We start from the raw sequence: 17,422 nt of genomic DNA on the forward strand, positions 1-17,422 counted from the left end.
AACAAAAAGCCCCGGCTCGCAAGAGTCGGGGCTTTTTTGTTGGCCTTTGTTCGCGGGGTAAACCCGCTCCCGTAGGAGCGGGCTTGCCCCGCGAATAGGATGGATCAGAACAGGTCGATCGGCGCTGCTTCATCCGCTGGTAGCGGGCTGCCTGGCGCCGCACCGTTACCCAGCTCGTTCACCGACGGTGGCGTGTCTTCGGCCTTGAATAGCTCGAAATAGGCGTTGGGCGTGCCCGGCGATGCCGCCCGGCCACTGACCGGGTCGACCCGCAGGCTGAGGATGCCTTCGGGCTCGGCTGGCGCATGGTTGGGCTTGTCTTTGAGTGCCGCACCCATGAAGTTCATCCAGATCGGCAGCGCCACGGTACCGCCATACTCGCGCCGTCCCAGGGTTTCCGGCTGGTCGAAGCCACTCCACACGGTAGTCACCAGATCGGCGTTGTAGCCGGAGAACCAGGCGTCCTTGGACTCGTTGGTGGTACCGGTCTTGCCCGCAAGGTCGGTACGGCCCAGGGCCAGTGCGCGTCGCCCGGTGCCGCGCTTGATCACGTCCTGGAGCATGCTGGTGAGAATGTAGCTGGTGCGGCCATCAATGATGCGCTCGGCAACCGCTGGCGGTTGAGCAATGGCCGGGTCGCTGGCAGTGGTTGTTGCCGCCGGTTCACCCGGGAACTGCACGCTGATTGGCGCCTCCGGTGCGGCCAGGCCTGCCTCGACCGGCTCCGATTGGGGCACCCGTGGCGGATTGGCCGTAAACAGCGTTTCGCCGTTGCGGCTCTCGATGCGTTCGATCAGGTACGGGGTGATCTTGTAGCCGCCATTGGCAAAGGTGCTCCAGCCGGTAGCGATTTCCATTGGCGTCAGCGTGGCGGTGCCCAGGGCAAGGGACAGGTTGGGCGGCAGGTCCTGCTTGTTGAAGCCGAACTTGCTGATGTAGTCGATGGTCGAGCCCACACCCATGGCCTGCAGCAGGCGGATCGACACCAGGTTGCGCGACTTGTACAGCGCTTCGCGCATGCGGATCGGGCCCAGGAAGGTGTTGGTGTCGTTCTTGGGGCGCCAGACCTTGTCCAGGTACTCGTCGACGAACACGATCGGGGCGTCGTTGACCAGGCTGGCAGCGGTGTAGCCGTGGTCCAGTGCCGCGGCATAGACGAACGGCTTGAAGCTTGAGCCTGGCTGACGCTTGGCCTGCATGGCGCGGTTGTAGTTGCTCTGCTCGAAGGAGAAGCCACCGACCAGGGCGCGGATGGCGCCGGTGTTCGGGTCCAGCGAGACCAGTGCGCTTTGGGCGCCGGGCACCTGGCTGAACTTGAGGGTGCCGTTATCCAGGCGCTGGACGCGGATCAGGTCGCCGACCTGGGCGACATCCGAAGGCTGTTGTGGCGCGCGGCCCTGGCTGTTGGTGCTAAGGAACGGGCGGGCCCATTTCATGGTTTCCCAGGCCACGCTTTCCTGCTGGCCGGCACGGGTCAGCACCTGCAGGCCGGTCTTGTCGACGTGGGTGACGATGACGGGCTCCAGGCCGCCCAGTGGGCGCTGTTTGCTCAGTTCCTGCAGCCAGGCGGCTTGGGTCTTGCCTGGGAAGCGCGCTTCCGGACCGCGGTAGCCGTGACGTTCGTCATAAGCGCTCAAGCCGTCGAGCACGGCCTTGTTGGCGATTTCCTGCAGGTCGCTCGGCACCGTGGTGGTGACGCGGAAACCTTCGGTGTAGGCGTCGCTGCCATAACGGCCGACCATTTCGGCGCGGGCCATTTCAGCAATGTACGGCGCGCTGACTTCAGGTGTCGGGACGTGGTAGCTGGCGTTGATCGGCTCGGCCAGGGCCGCCTGGTAGCTGGCTTCGTCAATCTTGCCCAGCTTGTACATGCGCCCCAGGATCCAGTCGCGGCGTTCCTTGGCGCGTACCGGGTTGGCCAGCGGGTTGAAGCGCGACGGTGCCTTGGGCAGGCCGGCGATCATCGCCATCTGGGCCAGGCTGATGTCGCGAATCGACTTGCCGTAGTAGACCTGCGCCGCTGCCTCGATGCCGTAGGCGCGGTTACCCAGGTAGATCTTGTTGACGTACAGCTCGAGGATCTCGTCCTTGGTCAGTTCGCGTTCGATCTGCAGGGCCAGGAGAATTTCGTTGGTTTTGCGCGAGAAGCTGCGTTCGCTGCTGAGGAAGAAGTTTTTCGCCACCTGCATGGTGATGGTGCTGCCGCCGGTCTGGATGTGCCCGGACTTGAGCAATTGTGTTGCAGCACGCATCAGGCTGGTGGGGTCGACCCCATAGTGATTGGCGAAATTGTCGTCTTCGGCCGAGAGCAAAGCCTGGATGAAATGCGGGGGAATGTCGGCGAAACGGATAGGAGATCGGCGCATTTCGCCAAACTCTGCAATCAGTTTTCCGTCGCTGCTGTAGACCCGCAAAGGGATCTGCAACTGGATACTTCTGAGGGCCTCTACCGAGGGCAAGCTGGGGCTAAGATACAGAAACGCGCCGCTCAGACCGAGCACGAGAGCGCAAATGACTGCGACGAAAGACCACCAGAAAAACTTCAGCAGGCGTATCAAGGCTTTTGGGCGTCCAGTTAAAAGAATGGGTTGCGCGCGGGGCCAGCGGACAAGGAAAAACGCTGGGCATTATAAGCATTTTTCGCACGGCCGCGTTATTGGCGCGGGTGCCAAGGAAGCGGTCAGGTCTTGTCGGGATAACCCCATCGACCTGCCACCACCAAAGGAAAAACCGATGCTTGGACGCTTTGGCAGGGATGCCGGTTCACTGCTGGGGGTGGAAATTACCCCTCCATTCATCAGACTGGTGCATGCGCGCCGTCGCCAGGGGCGCTGTCAAGTCAGCGCCTGGGCCGTCGAGCCTTTGCCTGAGGCGGCCCTGCGCAATGGCTGGATCGTTGACCCCGAACTCGTGGGAGTAGCCCTGCTCAGGGCGGTTCGCCGAAGTGCCATGCCGGGGCGGCGGGTAGCCGTCGCGCTGCCGGGCGCCCTGGTGGTAGAAAAGCAGATCGCAATGCCTATCGAGCTGGATGACGACGCGCTCGTCGAGCAACTACCTGACGAGGCCAGCGCATTCATCCCCTTCGCCCTGGAAGATGCGGCGCTCGACTTCCAGGTGCTGGGCCCAGATCCCGAGAACCCACAGTGCCAGCAGGTTGCAGTTGCCGCCTGCCACCTGGCGTTGCTGGACGTGCTGCATGCTAGCCTGGAACTCGCCGGGCTGCGAGCTTGCGTGGTGGAGGCCGATCACCATGCCCTGCGCCGTGTCTTGCCGGTATCTCCGTCGCGCAACGCGTTATGGCTTCAGGTCGAGGAGCAGTCTGTGGTTTTCCACGAAGCGGGTAACGAGGTCTTAGGGCTGCGCCGCCAGATTCCTCTGGGCGCCCAGCTTGCCGATGCGCAAGCGTTGGTCGCTGCAGTGGATGCCTATCTACTGTCCACCCCGGGGCGAGCACTGCCTGATCAATTGCAACTTCTGGGTGGTGGGGTACTGGAGGCCCACTTGCCAGGGCAATTGCAGCAACGCCTTGGTATCGAGGTGCTCCATGCCGACCCCTTCGCAGCGACCGCGTTGGCGCCGGGCCTGGGGTCGGATGCGCTGACCGCGCAGGCACCCAGCCTTGCGGTTGCCTGTGGCCTGGCAATGCGAGTGAATGACCCATGCCTGGATTGAATCTTCTACCGTGGCGAGTGCGCCGGCATCAGGCAGCCATTCGGCGGCTGCAGGGCATGTTGGTGGCCGTGGGGTTGCTAGCGGCCTTGATCATCGGGCTGCTGGACGCTCAGGGGCGGCAGGCGCTGCAGCGACAGTTGCAAGGCAGCGCCGCGGCGCACCAGCCCATCGTGCAACAGGATGCCCGGCTGGCAACGCTTGCGCAGTATCAGGTCGAGCACGAACAGGTACGGCAGCAGCATCTGGAGCTCGAGGCGCTTCACGCCCGACGGTTTGCGCTTGTGGATTTTTTCGAGCAGATCGAACGTGCAGTGCCGGAGGGCGTTCACCTCACCGAGGTGGCCCTGCAAGGGCAGCGCTTGAGCATCAGCGGGTTGGCGCACTCGGGCGCGCTGGTGGCGCAATTGCTTCGTATGCTGAACGACACGCTCGGCGAGGTGGATACGCCGCAGATGAAAGCCGTGGATGAGGGCGAGGCATTTGAATTGGCCGTAGCCCTGCGGGGGATGCCTTGAACGCGGTGTCGTGGCATGCCTTGCAGCGCTGGGCAAGTGGCTCGCGCATCAGATCGGTGATGCTGCTGGCGGGTTGGTTGTCATTGTTGCTGGGGTTGGCCTACGTCGTTCACCTCCGGGCGCTGTTCATGGGCGTCAACCAGGTGGCCGGGCAAACGCAGCAATTACAGGCGGAGCAAGCGGCAAAGGTCGAGCGTGTCCAGGCGCTGTCAGCCAGCGATGCACAGCATGCTGCGGCCTCTCAGGCACTTGATGCGTCGCGTTGGCGGTTGGCGGCCGGAGGAGATTCCGCCGGCCTGCTGGAGAGCATTGCCTACCAGGGGCAGCAACACGGGGTGTTCATTGAGCAACTGGAGCTGTTGCCACAGATTCTTCAGGGCGAGTATGTCGAACTGCCGATACAACTGAAGGTAGAAGGGAGCTACCCGGCATTGGCCGCGTTTGCTCAAGGTCTGGCCCAGTTGCCTCGCCTGATTACCCTGCAGGACTTCTCTGTTTTGTCTGTCCAGGCGCAGCACCCGGCGCAACTGCGCATGCAGCTACGGGCCAGTGCTTACCGCAGCGAGCGACCAGATAGTGCACCCTCGGCCCTGGGCGCCGATTCGGCTGTCGAGCGGCCACTTCTGGATTTTTCGCGCAGTCCCTTCGAGCGGCCGCTGTTGCAACAGTCCCGGCAACTCCTGGAAACCCTGCCAATAGAGCAATTCGAGCTGGTGGGCAGCCTTGCGCGTCAGCACAGGCGCTTTGCCCTGCTGCGCGCTGCTGGTGCGGTGCATCGTCTGCAACTGGGCGACCGGCTGGGTCGGGACAGGGGGCGGGTCGTGGCGATCGAAGAGGGCCATGTCGAGATCATCGAAGAGGTGTTCGTGGCGGGCAAGGGGTGGGCGGAGCGGCGACGCACGCTGACCCTCAAGGCCGCCGCCGGTACGGGATAGCATCGCAGGCCAGGGAGGTCGCTGATGAGCGTAAAACGGTACATGACGGTGATGGGAGTGTTGTTGGGCGCCCAAATGATAAGTGGGATACCCGGCAGCAGTGCGCTGGAGCGCGAGCCCCTGTCACTGAATTTCCAGGATGTAGAGGTGCGCACGGTACTGCAGGTGCTGGCCGATTTTTCCGGCGTGAACCTGGTCGCCAGCGATGCGGTGCAGGGCAAGGTCACCCTGCGTCTGCAGGAGGTACCGTGGCAGCAGGCGTTGGACCTGGTGCTGCGTAGCAAGGGCCTTGAACAACGCATGGAAGGCAATGTGCTGTTGGTGGTGCCGGCGGGTGAACTGGTGGACCAGGACCGGCGCGCGCTGGAGCCCACTCATCAGGTGCTTTTGCCCGTGCATTACGCCCAGGCCGCCGATATCGCCTCCGTGTTCCAGTCCCTTGCCGCCGGTGATCCGTTCGAGCCAGCCCAGGGCATGGTGAGTGTCGATGAGAGAACCAACACCTTGATCGTCCGCCAGACGCCGGAGCGCCTGGACCAGTTGCGGGAGTTGATCGCCCGCCTGGATGTGCCGGTACGCCAAGTGATGATCGAGGCGCGAATTGTCGAGGCCAATGTCAATTATGAGAAACATCTCGGGGTGCGCTGGGGAGGTGAATTCCAGCTGGGCAGCGGCCTGGTCCTGGGAGGTGGCGATACCTTTGTCGATCTGGGCGCTCCACGGGCGACATCGGCCATCGGCCTGGGCCTGGTGCGTGACAATGCACTGCTCGACCTTGAGCTCAGTGCCATGGAGAAGTCCGGCAATGGCGAAATCATCTCCCAGCCCAAAGTGGTCACCGCCGACAAGGAAACCGCGCGGATCATCAAGGGCGCCGAGGTGCCCTACCAGCAAACCAGTGGCAGTGGTGCCACGTCGGTAACCTTCCGCGAGGCTTCGTTGTCATTGGAGGTGACGCCGCAAATCACGCCGGACAACCGAGTGATCATGGCTGTAAGGGTGACCAAGGACGAGCCGGACTACGTCAATGCCCTGAACAACGTACCGCCAATCAAGAAAAACGAGGTGAATGCCAAGGTCCGGGTCAACGATGGCGAGACGATCGTGATTGGGGGCGTGTACTCCACGGTGCAAAGTAAAGTTGTCGACAAGGTGCCATTTTTCGGCGATGTGCCGTATGTTGGGCGGCTGTTTCGTCGCGATGCTATACAAGAGAAAAAATCCGAGCTGCTGGTCTTCCTGACTCCGCGTATCATGAGTGACCAGGCGATTGCTGTGAGTCGTTGATTCTGTGCGAAATTTGATACTTGTGGGGCCCATGGGTGCTGGTAAAAGCACCATCGGCCGCCTGCTGGCTAAAGAGCTGCGCCTGCCGTTCAAGGATTCCGACAAGGAAATTGAACTGCGCACAGGCGCCAATATCCCGTGGATCTTCGACAAGGAAGGCGAGCCGGGCTTTCGTGATCGCGAGCAGGCGATGATCGCCGAGCTGTGCGCGTTCGATGGCGTGGTCCTGGCCACTGGCGGTGGCGCGGTGATGCGCGATGCCAATCGCCAGGCCCTGCATGCCGGGGGGCGGGTGGTGTACCTGCACGCCTCGGTCGAGCAGCAGGTCGGGCGTACCGCGCGTGACCGCAATCGTCCGTTGCTGCGCACGGCCAATCCCGAGGCCACCTTGCGTGCGCTGCTGGAGGTCCGTGACCCGCTGTACCGCGAGATTGCCGACCTGGTCGTCGAAACCGACGAACGGCCGCCGCGAATGGTGGTGCAGGACATTCTCGATCGCTTGCAGAAGTTGCCGCCCCGTTAAGCCGGGCTTATCCTCGGCGACCAGTCATGCCGTGACAGGGCACACCGTTATCGCGCGGGTCGAGCCATCGACGCCGCGCCTCGTTCATTGTGGGGACACATGCAGACACTTAAGGTCGAACTGGGCGAACGTAGCTACCCGATCTACATTGGCGAAGGCCTGCTGGATCAAACCGAACTGCTGGCGCCGCATATTGCCGGTCGGCAGGTCGCCATCGTTTCCAACGAGACGGTTGCCCCCCTCTACCTTGAGCGTCTGAGCCGTACCCTGGGTGCTTATTCGGTGCTGCCGGTCGTACTGCCCGATGGCGAGGCCCACAAGAACTGGGAAACCCTGCAGCTGATTTTCGATGCCCTGCTGACGGCGCGTCATGATCGCCGAACCACCGTGGTCGCCCTGGGCGGCGGTGTGATTGGTGACATGGCTGGTTTTGCCGCCGCCTGTTACCAGCGTGGCGTGGACTTTATCCAGGTACCGACCACCTTGTTGTCCCAGGTCGATTCGTCGGTGGGCGGCAAGACCGGTATCAACCACCCGCTGGGCAAGAACATGGTGGGCGCTTTCTATCAGCCCAACGCCGTGCTGATCGACACCACCAGCCTCACCACCCTGCCACCGCGCGAGCTGTCGGCCGGTCTTGCCGAGGTGATCAAATACGGTCTGATTTGTGACGAGCCGTTCCTGGGATGGCTCGAAGCCAATATGGATGCCTTGCGTGGTCTGGATCAGGTCGCACTGACCGAAGCCATTCGCCGCTCGTGCGCCGCCAAGGCCGCCGTTGTCGGTGCCGATGAGCGTGAATCCGGTGTGCGCGCCACCCTCAACCTTGGACATACCTTCGGCCACGCCATCGAAACCCACATGGGCTATGGTGTCTGGCTGCATGGCGAGGCGGTGGCGGCAGGTACGGTGATGGCGCTGGAGATGTCGATGCGCCTGGGCTGGATCAGCCAGCAGGAACGTGACCGTGGCATTCGCCTGTTCCAGCGCGCCGGTCTGCCGGTGGTTCCGCCCGAGGAAATGACCCCTGCCCAGTTCATGGAACACATGGCAGTGGATAAAAAGGTACTCGACGGTCGTTTGCGTTTGGTCCTGCTGAGCTGGATGGGCGAGGCAGTGGTCACCGACGACTACCCGAAAGAGATTCTTCAGGCCACGCTGGCCGCGGATTACCGCGCGATCGTGGCCCAGCTTTGAGGTTGATGAGAGTTCGATGACTAGTCTGCACGCCGACGAGGCCTTTCTCGGCCATTACCAGTTGAACCATGACCCCTTCGCTGCGCGGGTGCCTGGTTTCAAATTCTTCCCGGCCCAGCGCAAGCCGGTACTGGGCCAGTTGCACCACTTGGCCCGCTACAGTCAGCTATTGCTGGTAGTGACCGGCCCCAACGGCAGTGGCAAGACCCTCCTGCGCCAGGCCCTGGTGGCCAGCACCAACAAGCAGACGGTGCAGAGCGTTGTGGTGTCTGCCCGTGGAGCCAGTGATGCTGCCAGCGTCCTGGGTCAGGTCGCCCAGTCCCTGGGCGTGGCGCAACCGGAAGTCCCCGACCTGCTTGCCCAGGTGGTGCAACTGGCCTTGACCGGTCAGGAAGTCTATCTGCTGGTGGACGATGCGGAACAACTGGACGAGTCGGCACTCCAAGCCTTGCTGGAACTGGCGGCGGGTACCCCAGAAGGGCGTCCGCACGTGTTCCTGTTCGGCGAGCCGTCACTGATCGCCGGGCTGGAAGAGCTCAATGCCGATCAGGAACGTTTTCACGTGATCGAGCTTGCGCCCTACAGCGAGGAAGAAACCCGGGAATACCTCGAGCAGCGCCTGGAAGGTGCCGGGCGGGGTATCGAAGTGTTCACCAGCGAGCAGATTGTCGATATTCACCAAAACTCGGACGGCTGGCCTGGAGCAATCAACCAGGTTGCCCGCGACACCTTGATCGAAGCCATGATCGCCAGCCGGAACACGGCGAAGCGACCATCTATGGGGTTTATGGGGTTCAATATGCCTAAGAAACATGTGCTGGCGCTGTCTGCCGTCGTAGTGGTCGCCGTTGCCGCGGCCGTGCTGATGCCCAAGAAGGGCGACCAGGCGCCCACCGCGCCAGCAGAGCAGGCTCAATTGCCGCTGGGTGAGGGGCAGCCGGGCAATGCCCAGTCGAACAATGGCGGCCCAGCCATCGAGTTCGCCGGTAACTCGCAACCGATGCCCTTGCCGCTGGTCGGTCAGTCGCAGCCGGTAATGCGCGGCCCGCTGGCCGAAGCTGCCGGCATGGGTGAAGGTGAAGAGGGCGGGCCTGCCGGTGATACCGCGCTGCAGCCGCCTACCGTAACCACCATTGCGCCGCCTGCTGGTGTTGCAGCGGGTCCTGCGCCTACCCCCGCCCAGCCGATCGCTCAGGCACAGCCGTCACGCCAGGTTGCACCAGCTGCAAGCAAACCGGTTGCACCTGTTGCGAAACCAGCGCCTGTCCAGGTTGCAACGGCCAAGCCTGCTCCTAAGCCTGTCGAGAAGCCGGCCGCCAAGCCTGCGGCAGGTGGTGGCTGGTACGCCGGACAGAAGCCGGGTAATTACGTCGTGCAAATCCTCGGTACCAGCTCCGAAGCTTCTGCCCAGGCCTACGTCAAGGCCCAGGGTGGCGACTATCGCTACTTCAAGAAAACTCTGCAGGGCAAGCCGCTGTACGTGATCACTTACGGCAACTTCGCCAGCCGCGATGCAGCCCTGGCTGCAATCAAAACCTTGCCAGCCAAGGTCCAGGCTGGTAAACCTTGGCCACGTACCGTCGCCAGCGTCCAACAAGAACTGGCCTCGACCCGCTGATATAGCCTGGTGGCACTACCCCCGCCACCTGCTGAGCGACTCCTGAACCTCGGTCAAGCCTGCTGCGTACTGCGCGGCAGGCTTTTCTGTCCCAGACTGCCGGCCACAAGCCCATCTTGCAGTCCAGGCTGAAACGCTTCAGACTCAAGCCATTCCGTTGCCACGGATCGCGCTTAAAAACATTCAAAAATGCGACATAGACTTATGGCGATGCGTCATAAATTTGTGGGCTTCCCTGTCGCTGTGCAACAATGGCTCCCCTATTGCCCCCGCAAAGCTGGCATTCGTTCGGCGTGGATGGTAAGTGGTTGTACTAAAAAGAGATTTGCCTTGGTGAGAGGCGAACCTGGTGAGAAAGTGTCTATGAAAACAGGTCTGTACCATCCCGAAGAATTCAAGGATAACTGTGGTTTCGGCCTGATCGCCCATATGACGGGTGAACCCAGCCACCACCTTCTGCAAACAGCCATGCAGGCCCTGACTTGCATGACCCACCGCGGTGGGATCAACGCTGACGGCAAGACCGGCGACGGTTGTGGCCTGTTGATGCAAAAGCCCGATCAGTTCCTGCGGGCTGTCGCCCAGGAGCAGTTCGGCGTCGAGCTGCCCAAGCAGTACGCGGTCGGCATGGTGTTCTTCAACCAGGACAACGTCCGCGCTGAAGCTGCACGCGAAAACATGAACCGCGAGATCCTCGCGGCTGGCCTGCAATTGGTGGGCTGGCGCAAGGTCCCGATCGACACCAGCGTCCTGGGCCGCCTGGCACTGGAGCGCCTGCCGCAGATCGAGCAAGTGTTCGTCGGTGGTGAAGGCCTGAGCGATCAGGAATTCGCGATCAAGCTGTTCAGCGCCCGTCGTCGTTCCTCGGTGGCCAACGCCGCGGATACCGACCATTACATCTGCAGCTTTTCCCACAAGACCATTATCTACAAAGGCCTGATGATGCCGGCGGACCTCGCCGCCTTCTATCCAGACCTGGGTGACGAGCGCCTGCAGACCGCCATTTGCGTGTTCCACCAGCGCTTCTCCACCAACACCCTGCCGAAATGGCCGCTGGCGCAGCCGTTCCGCTTCCTCGCCCACAACGGCGAGATCAACACCATCACCGGTAACCGCAACTGGGCCCAGGCCCGGCGTACCAAGTTCGAGAACGAACTGATCCCGGATCTCGAAGAGCTCGGCCCGCTGGTCAACCGCGTAGGCTCCGACTCATCGAGCATGGACAACATGCTCGAGCTGATGGTCACCGGTGGTATCGACCTGTTCCGCGGCGTGCGGATGATCATCCCGCCAGCGTGGCAGAACGTCGAGACCATGGACGCCGACCTGCGCGCGTTCTACGAGTACAACTCCATGCACATGGAGCCGTGGGACGGTCCGGCCGGCGTGGTCATGACCGAAGGTCGCCACGCGGTCTGCCTGCTCGACCGTAACGGCCTGCGCCCGGCGCGCTGGGTGACCACCAAGAACGGCTACATCACCCTGGCCTCGGAAATCGGCGTCTGGGACTACAAACCTGAAGACGTGATCGCCAAGGGCCGTGTGGGCCCTGGCCAGATCTTCGCCGTGGACACCGAGACCGGTCAGATCCTCGACACCGACGCCATCGACAACCGCCTCAAGTCGCGCCACCCGTACAAGCGCTGGCTGCGCCAGAACGCCTTGCGCATCCAGGCGACCCTGAGCGACGACCAGGGCGTGGCCAGCTACGACGCTGACCAGCTCAAGCAATACATGAAGATGTTCCAGGTCACCTTCGAGGAGCGCGACCAGGTACTGCGTCCGCTGGGCGAACAAGGCCAGGAAGCGGTCGGTTCGATGGGCGACGACACGCCGATGGCGATCCTGTCCCAGCGCGTGCGCTCGACCTACGACTATTTCCGCCAGCAGTTCGCCCAGGTCACCAACCCGCCGATCGACCCGCTGCGTGAAGCGATCGTGATGTCGCTGGAGATCTGCCTGGGTGCCGAGCGCAACATCTTCCAGGAATCCCCCGAGCACGCCTCGCGGGTGATCTTGAGCTCGCCGGTGATTTCACCTGCCAAGTGGCGCTCGCTGATGAACCTCGACCGCCCAGGCTTCGAGCGTCATCTGATCGACCTCAACTACGAAGAAGGTGTGGGCCTTGAAGCGGCAGTGCGCAACATTGCCGACCAGGCCGAAGAAGCCGTGCGCAGTGGCAAGACCCAGCTGGTGCTGAGCGACCGCCACATCGCCCCGGGCAAGTTGCCGGTGCATGCGTCGCTGGCCGTGGGGGCGGTACACCACCGCCTGACCGAGCAAGGCCTGCGTTGCGACAGCAACATCCTGGTCGAAACCGCCACCGCCCGCGATCCGCATCACTTCGCCGTACTGATCGGCTTCGGTGCTTCGGCGGTCTACCCCTACCTGGCCTACGAAGTGCTGGCAGACCTGATCCGTACCGGCGAAGTGCTCGGTGACCTGGATGAAGTCTTCAAGTACTACCGCAAAGGTATCTCCAAGGGCCTGCTGAAGATCCTGTCGAAGATGGGTATCTCCACCATCGCTTCCTACCGTGGCGCCCAGCTGTTTGAAGCCGTGGGCCTCTCGGAAGAAGTGGTTGGCCTGAGCTTCCGTGGCGTTGCCAGTCGCCTCAAGGGCGCGCGCTTCGTCGACATCGAGAACGAGCAGAAGCTGCTGGCCGCCGAAGCCTGGAGCGCACGCAAGCCGATCCAGCAAGGCGGCCTGCTCAAGTTCGTCCACGGTGGCGAATACCACGCCTACAACCCGGATGTGGTCAACACCCTGCAGGCTGCCGTGCAGCAGGGCGACTACGCCAAGTTCAAGGAATACACCGCGCTGGTCGACAAGCGCCCGGTGTCGATGATCCGCGACCTGCTCCAGGTCAAGGTCGCCGACCAGCCGCTGGCGCTGGAAGAAGTCGAGCCGCTGGACGCGATCCTCAAGCGCTTCGACTCCGCCGGTATCTCCCTGGGTGCACTGTCGCCGGAAGCCCATGAAGCCCTGGCCGAGGCAATGAACCGCCTGGGTGCGCGCTCCAACTCCGGTGAGGGCGGTGAAGACCCGGCCCGCTACGGCACCATCAAGAGCTCGAAGATCAAGCAAGTGGCGACCGGCCGCTTTGGCGTGACCCCCGAATACCTGGTCAACGCCGAAGTGCTGCAGATCAAGGTAGCCCAGGGCGCCAAGCCCGGCGAAGGCGGCCAATTGCCGGGCGGCAAGGTCAATGGCCTGATCGCCCGCCTGCGTTATGCCGTGCCTGGCGTGACCCTGATCTCGCCTCCGCCGCACCACGACATCTACTCGATCGAAGACCTGTCGCAGCTGATTTTCGACCTCAAGCAGGTCAACCCGCAGGCGCTGGTCTCGGTCAAGCTGGTGGCGGAAGCCGGCGTTGGCACCATTGCTGCCGGCGTGGCCAAGGCCTATGCCGACTTGATCACCATCTCCGGTTACGACGGTGGCACCGGCGCTTCGCCGCTGACCTCGATCAAGTACGCCGGTGCCCCGTGGGAACTGGGCCTGGCCGAAACCCACCAGACCCTGCGCGGCAATGACCTGCGCGGCAAGGTCCGGGTACAGACCGACGGTGGTTTGAAAACCGGCCTGGACGTCATCAAGGCAGCCATCCTCGGCGCTGAAAGCTTTGGCTTCGGCACCGCGCCAATGATCGCCCTGGGCTGCAAATACCTGCGTATCTGTCACCTGAACAACTGCGCGACCGGCGTTGCCACCCAGAACGACAAGCTGCGTAAAGACCACTACATCGGCACCGTCGACATGGTGGTGAACTTCTTCACCTACGTGGCCGAAGAAACCCGTGAGTGGCTGGCCAAGCTGGGTGTGCGCAGCCTCGGCGAACTGATCGGGCGTACCGACCTGCTGGAAATGCTCCCCGGCGAAACCGAGAAGCAAAAACACCTGGACCTCAGCCCGCTGCTGGGAAGCCCGCACGTGCCGGCCGACAAGCCGCAGTTCTGCGAAGTCGACCGCAACCCGCCGTTCGACAAGGGCGTGCTGGCCGAGAAGATGGTCGACATGGCCCTGCCGGCCATTCGTGACCTCAGCGGCGGCGAGTTCAGCCTCGATATCTGCAACTGCGACCGCTCCATCGGTGCGCGCATCTCTGGCGAAGTGGCTCGTCTGCACGGCAACCAGGGCATGGCCAAGGCGCCGATCACCTTCCGCTTCAAGGGTACGGCTGGCCAGAGCTTCGGCGTTTGGAACGCCGGTGGCCTGAACATGTACCTCGAAGGTGATGCCAACGACTACGTCGGCAAAGGCATGACCGGTGGCAAGCTGGTGATCGTGCCGCCTGCGGGCAGCCCGTTCGCGACCCAGCACAGCGCCATCATCGGCAACACCTGCCTGTATGGCGCCACGGGCGGCAAGCTGTTCGCCGCCGGTACCGCGGGCGAGCGTTTTGCGGTGCGTAACTCCGGTGCCCACGCGATTGTCGAGGGCACAGGCGATCACTGCTGTGAGTACATGACCGGTGGTTTTGTCTGCGTTCTGGGCAAGACCGGCTACAACTTCGGCTCGGGCATGACCGGTGGTTTTGCCTACGTGCTGGACATGGACAACAGCTTCGTCGACAAACTCAACCACGAACTGGTCGAGATCCAGCGCATCAGCGGCGAGGCGATGGAGGCTTATCGCAGCCACCTGTCCCGCGTGCTGGCTGAGTACGTCGAAGAAACCAACAGCGAATGGGGTCGTGAGCTCTGGGAAAACCTGGATGACTACGTGCGTCGCTTCTGGCTGGTCAAGCCGAAGGCGGCAAACCTGAAGAACCTGCTGTCCAGCACCCGAGCCAATCCGCAGTAGCGGCAAGCGGCAAGCCTTGAGCTGCACATCTGAAGCAGTACGAGGTTTGCCGGCCCACGTGATCGTCTTGCAGCTTGCAGCTTGAAGCTGGCAACTGCGGTAAAGAGGTATTGAAAATGGCTGAACGTCTCAGCAATGACTTCCAGTTCATCGAAGTCGGGCGCAAGGATCCGAAGAAGAAACTGTTGCGTCAACGCAAGAAAGAGTTCGTGGAAATCTACGAACCCTTCAAGCCCCAGCAGTCGGCCGAACAGGCCCACCGCTGCCTGGGCTGCGGCAACCCGTACTGCGAGTGGAAGTGCCCGGTACACAACTTCATCCCCAACTGGCTGAAGCTGGTGTCCGAAGGCAACATCCTCGCCGCCGCGGAGCTGTCGCACCAGACCAACACCCTGCCGGAAGTGTGCGGCCGGGTGTGCCCGCAGGATCGTCTGTGCGAGGGTGCCTGCACCCTCAACGACGGCTTCGGGGCCGTGACCATCGGTTCGGTGGAGAAATACATCACCGACACCGCCTTCGCCATGGGCTGGCGCCCGGACATGTCCAAGGTCAAGCCGACCGGCAAGCGTGTCGCGATCATCGGTGCGGGCCCGGCGGGCCTGGGCTGTGCCGACGTGCTGGTGCGCGGCGGGGTGACCCCGGTGGTGTTCGACCGCAACCCGGAAATCGGCGGCCTGCTGACCTTCGGTATCCCGGAGTTCAAGCTGGAAAAGACCGTGCTGAGCAATCGCCGCGAAGTCTTCACCGGCATGGGGATCGAGTTCCGCCTCAACACCGAGGTAGGCAAGGACATCACCATGGAGCAACTGCTCGCCGAATACGATGCCGTGTTCATGGGCATGGGCACCTACACCTACATGAAGGGCGGGTTCCCGGGTGAAGACCTGCCAGGCGTGCACGACGCCCTGGATTTCCTGGTGGCCAACGTCAACCGCAACCTGGGCTTTGAAAAGTCGCCGGAAGATTTCGTCGACATGAAGGGCAAGAAGGTCGTGGTGCTGGGTGGCGGCGATACGGCAATGGACTGCAACCGCACCTCCATCCGCCAAGGCGCCAAGGCCGTGACCTGTGCCTACCGTCGTGACGAGGCGAACATGCCCGGCTCGCGCAAAGAGGTGAAGAACGCCAAGGAAGAAGGCGTGAAGTTCCTCTACAACCGCCAGCCGATCGCCATCGTCGGTGAAGACAAGGTCGAAGGCGTGAAGGTGGTCGAGACCCGTCTCGGCGAGCCGGATGCCCGTGGCCGTCGCAGCCCCGAGCCGATCCCGGGTTCCGAAGAGATCATCCCGGCCGATGCCGTGGTCATCGCTTTCGGATTCCGTCCAAGCCCTGCGCCGTGGTTCGAGCAGTTCAGCATCCAGACTGACAGCCAGGGCCGCGTCGTGGCGCCGGAGAAGGGCCCGTTCAAGCACCAGACCAGCAACCCGAAGATCTTCGCCGGTGGCGACATGGTTCGCGGTTCCGACCTGGTGGTAACGGCGATCTTCGAAGGCCGCAATGCGGCTGAAGGGATCCTGGATTATTTGGAAGTCTGAGGGTGATCGCGGGCAAGCCCGCTCCTGCAACCCCTGTAGGAGCGGGCTTGCCCCGCGATGAATACATCAAAATCTATTGACCCACCGCAGGTCGATAGACAAAAGGCACGGTACTTACCGTGCCTTTTCCGTTGGTGTCTGAGAAAATGCCCGCACTTTTTTTCCGGATGCCGACATGACTGCCTTGAAGAACGATCGTTTTCTGCGCGCCCTGCTCAAGCAACCCGTAGACGTCACCCCGGTGTGGATGATGCGCCAGGCCGGCCGCTACCTGCCGGAGTACCGCGCCAGCCGCGCCAAGGCCGGTGATTTCATGAGCCTGTGCATGAACCCGCAGTTTGCCTGCGAGGTCACCCTGCAGCCGCTGGACCGCTACCCGCTGGACGCCGCGATCCTCTTCTCCGACATCCTGACCATCCCCGATGCCATGGGCCAGGGCCTGTACTTTGAAACCGGCGAAGGCCCGCGTTTCAAGAAGGTCATCAGCACCCTGGCCGATATCGAAGCGCTGCCGATCCCTGATCCACAAAAAGACCTGGGCTACGTGATGGATGCGGTCAGCACCATTCGCCGCGAGCTCAACGGCCGCGTCCCGCTGATCGGCTTCTCCGGAAGCCCGTGGACCCTGGCCACCTACATGGTCGAAGGCGGCTCGTCGAAAGACTTCCGCAAGACCAAGGCCATGCTCTACGACAACCCCCAGGCCATGCACCTGCTGCTCGACAAGCTGGCCCAGTCGGTCGTCAGCTACCTCAATGGCCAGATCCTGGCCGGCGCCCAGGCCGTGCAGATCTTCGATACCTGGGGCGGCAACCTCTCGGCGGCGGCGTACCAGGAGTTCTCCCTGGCCTACATGCGCAAGATCGTCAGCGGCCTGATCCGCGAGCACGAAGGGCGCAAGGTTCCGGTGATCCTGTTCACCAAGAACGGCGGCCTGTGGCTGGAAAGCATCGCCGACGCTGGCGCGGATGCCCTGGGCCTGGACTGGACCTGCGACATTGGCGAAGCCCGCCAGCGTGTCGGCAACAAGGTCGCCCTGCAGGGCAACATGGACCCGACCGTGCTGTACGCCAAGCCTGAAGCCATCCGTGCTGAAGTCGGTCGCATTCTGGCCAGCTACGGCCAGGGCACCGGCCATGTGTTCAACCTGGGTCACGGAATTACCCCGGAAGTCGATCCAGAGCATGCTGGCGCGTTCATCAACGCCGTGCACGAGCTGTCGGCGCAGTACCACCAGTAAGCACTGCTGCAACAAAAAACGCCCGGCCAATGCCGGGCGTTTTGCTGGTTAAGGTTCAATTCAGCCTGCCTGGGTAATCTGTCCTCATCGA

11 protein-coding genes are annotated in these 17,422 nt (G+C 62.6%); 10 read left to right on the forward strand and 1 reads right to left on the reverse strand.

Going from position 1 to position 17,422, the window contains the following annotated elements:
- Positions 1–104 precede the first annotated feature (104 nt).
- A complete protein-coding gene (locus U9R80_RS01310) occupies positions 105–2,555 on the reverse strand; it encodes a penicillin-binding protein 1A (RefSeq protein ID WP_442964955.1) in 2,451 nt (816 codons plus the stop codon).
- 178 nt (positions 2,556–2,733) lie between these two features.
- On the opposite strand from U9R80_RS01310, the gene pilM reads away from it, so the two are divergent.
- The 10 genes from pilM to hemE all read left to right on the forward strand — a co-directional run bounded on the left by pilM (position 2,734) and on the right by hemE (position 17,331).
- Positions 2,734–3,672, forward strand: a complete 939-nt coding sequence (gene pilM / locus U9R80_RS01315) for a type IV pilus biogenesis protein PilM (protein ID WP_301838525.1) — start codon at positions 2,734–2,736, stop codon at positions 3,670–3,672.
- On the forward strand, positions 3,660–4,187 hold the full coding sequence (locus tag U9R80_RS01320) for a PilN domain-containing protein (RefSeq protein WP_301838524.1): 528 nt from the start codon (positions 3,660–3,662) through the stop codon (positions 4,185–4,187). The genes pilM and U9R80_RS01320 overlap by 13 nt, the downstream gene beginning before the upstream one ends.
- Positions 4,188–4,192: 5 nt before the next feature.
- Positions 4,193–5,122: a pilus assembly protein PilP gene (locus U9R80_RS01325; RefSeq protein WP_301838671.1), complete on the forward strand. Its 930-nt coding sequence runs from the start codon at positions 4,193–4,195 to the stop codon at positions 5,120–5,122.
- Positions 5,123–5,173: 51 nt separating this feature from the next.
- Positions 5,174–6,409, forward strand: a complete 1,236-nt coding sequence (locus U9R80_RS01330) for a type IV pilus secretin PilQ (protein WP_442964956.1) — start codon at positions 5,174–5,176, stop codon at positions 6,407–6,409.
- 4 nt (positions 6,410–6,413) lie between these two features.
- Positions 6,414–6,932: a shikimate kinase AroK gene (gene aroK, locus U9R80_RS01335; protein WP_301838523.1), complete on the forward strand. Its 519-nt coding sequence runs from the start codon at positions 6,414–6,416 to the stop codon at positions 6,930–6,932.
- A 99-nt stretch (positions 6,933–7,031) separates the two neighbouring features.
- Positions 7,032–8,129 carry a 3-dehydroquinate synthase gene (gene aroB / locus U9R80_RS01340; RefSeq protein WP_301838521.1) on the forward strand — a complete coding sequence of 366 codons (1,098 nt, stop codon included), beginning with the start codon at positions 7,032–7,034 and terminating at the stop codon, positions 8,127–8,129.
- Positions 8,130–8,145: 16 nt separating this feature from the next.
- On the forward strand, positions 8,146–9,747 hold the full coding sequence (locus U9R80_RS01345) for an SPOR domain-containing protein (RefSeq protein ID WP_301838520.1): 1,602 nt from the start codon (positions 8,146–8,148) through the stop codon (positions 9,745–9,747).
- A 363-nt stretch (positions 9,748–10,110) separates the two neighbouring features.
- Positions 10,111–14,556, forward strand: coding sequence for a glutamate synthase large subunit (gene gltB, locus U9R80_RS01350; RefSeq protein WP_301838519.1), 4,446 nt, complete (start codon positions 10,111–10,113; stop codon positions 14,554–14,556).
- Positions 14,557–14,672: 116 nt separating this feature from the next.
- Entirely contained in the window at positions 14,673–16,091 is a 1,419-nt protein-coding gene (locus U9R80_RS01355; protein ID WP_301838518.1) for an FAD-dependent oxidoreductase, read from the forward strand.
- Positions 16,092–16,266: 175 nt separating this feature from the next.
- Positions 16,267–17,331: a uroporphyrinogen decarboxylase gene (hemE, locus tag U9R80_RS01360; RefSeq protein ID WP_301838517.1), complete on the forward strand. Its 1,065-nt coding sequence runs from the start codon at positions 16,267–16,269 to the stop codon at positions 17,329–17,331.
- Positions 17,332–17,422: the final 91 nt, after the last annotated feature.

The organism is Pseudomonas sp. JQ170C (assembly GCF_035581345.1).
Lineage (GTDB): Bacteria > Pseudomonadota > Gammaproteobacteria > Pseudomonadales > Pseudomonadaceae > Aquipseudomonas.

What these genes read in the sequence shown, in the direction of transcription:
- pilM (WP_301838525.1), top strand. Translation starts at nt 2,734, where the DNA reads ATGCTTGGACGCTTTGGCAGGGATGCCGGTTCACTGCTGGGGGTGGAA.
- U9R80_RS01320 (WP_301838524.1), top strand. Translation starts at nt 3,660, where the DNA reads ATGCCTGGATTGAATCTTCTACCGTGGCGAGTGCGCCGGCATCAGGCA.
- U9R80_RS01330 (WP_442964956.1), top strand. Translation starts at nt 5,174, where the DNA reads ATGGGAGTGTTGTTGGGCGCCCAAATGATAAGTGGGATACCCGGCAGC.
- aroB (WP_301838521.1), top strand. Translation starts at nt 7,032, where the DNA reads ATGCAGACACTTAAGGTCGAACTGGGCGAACGTAGCTACCCGATCTAC.
- U9R80_RS01345 (WP_301838520.1), top strand. Translation starts at nt 8,146, where the DNA reads ATGACTAGTCTGCACGCCGACGAGGCCTTTCTCGGCCATTACCAGTTG.
- gltB (WP_301838519.1), top strand. Translation starts at nt 10,111, where the DNA reads ATGAAAACAGGTCTGTACCATCCCGAAGAATTCAAGGATAACTGTGGT.
- U9R80_RS01355 (WP_301838518.1), top strand. Translation starts at nt 14,673, where the DNA reads ATGGCTGAACGTCTCAGCAATGACTTCCAGTTCATCGAAGTCGGGCGC.
- hemE (WP_301838517.1), top strand. Translation starts at nt 16,267, where the DNA reads ATGACTGCCTTGAAGAACGATCGTTTTCTGCGCGCCCTGCTCAAGCAA.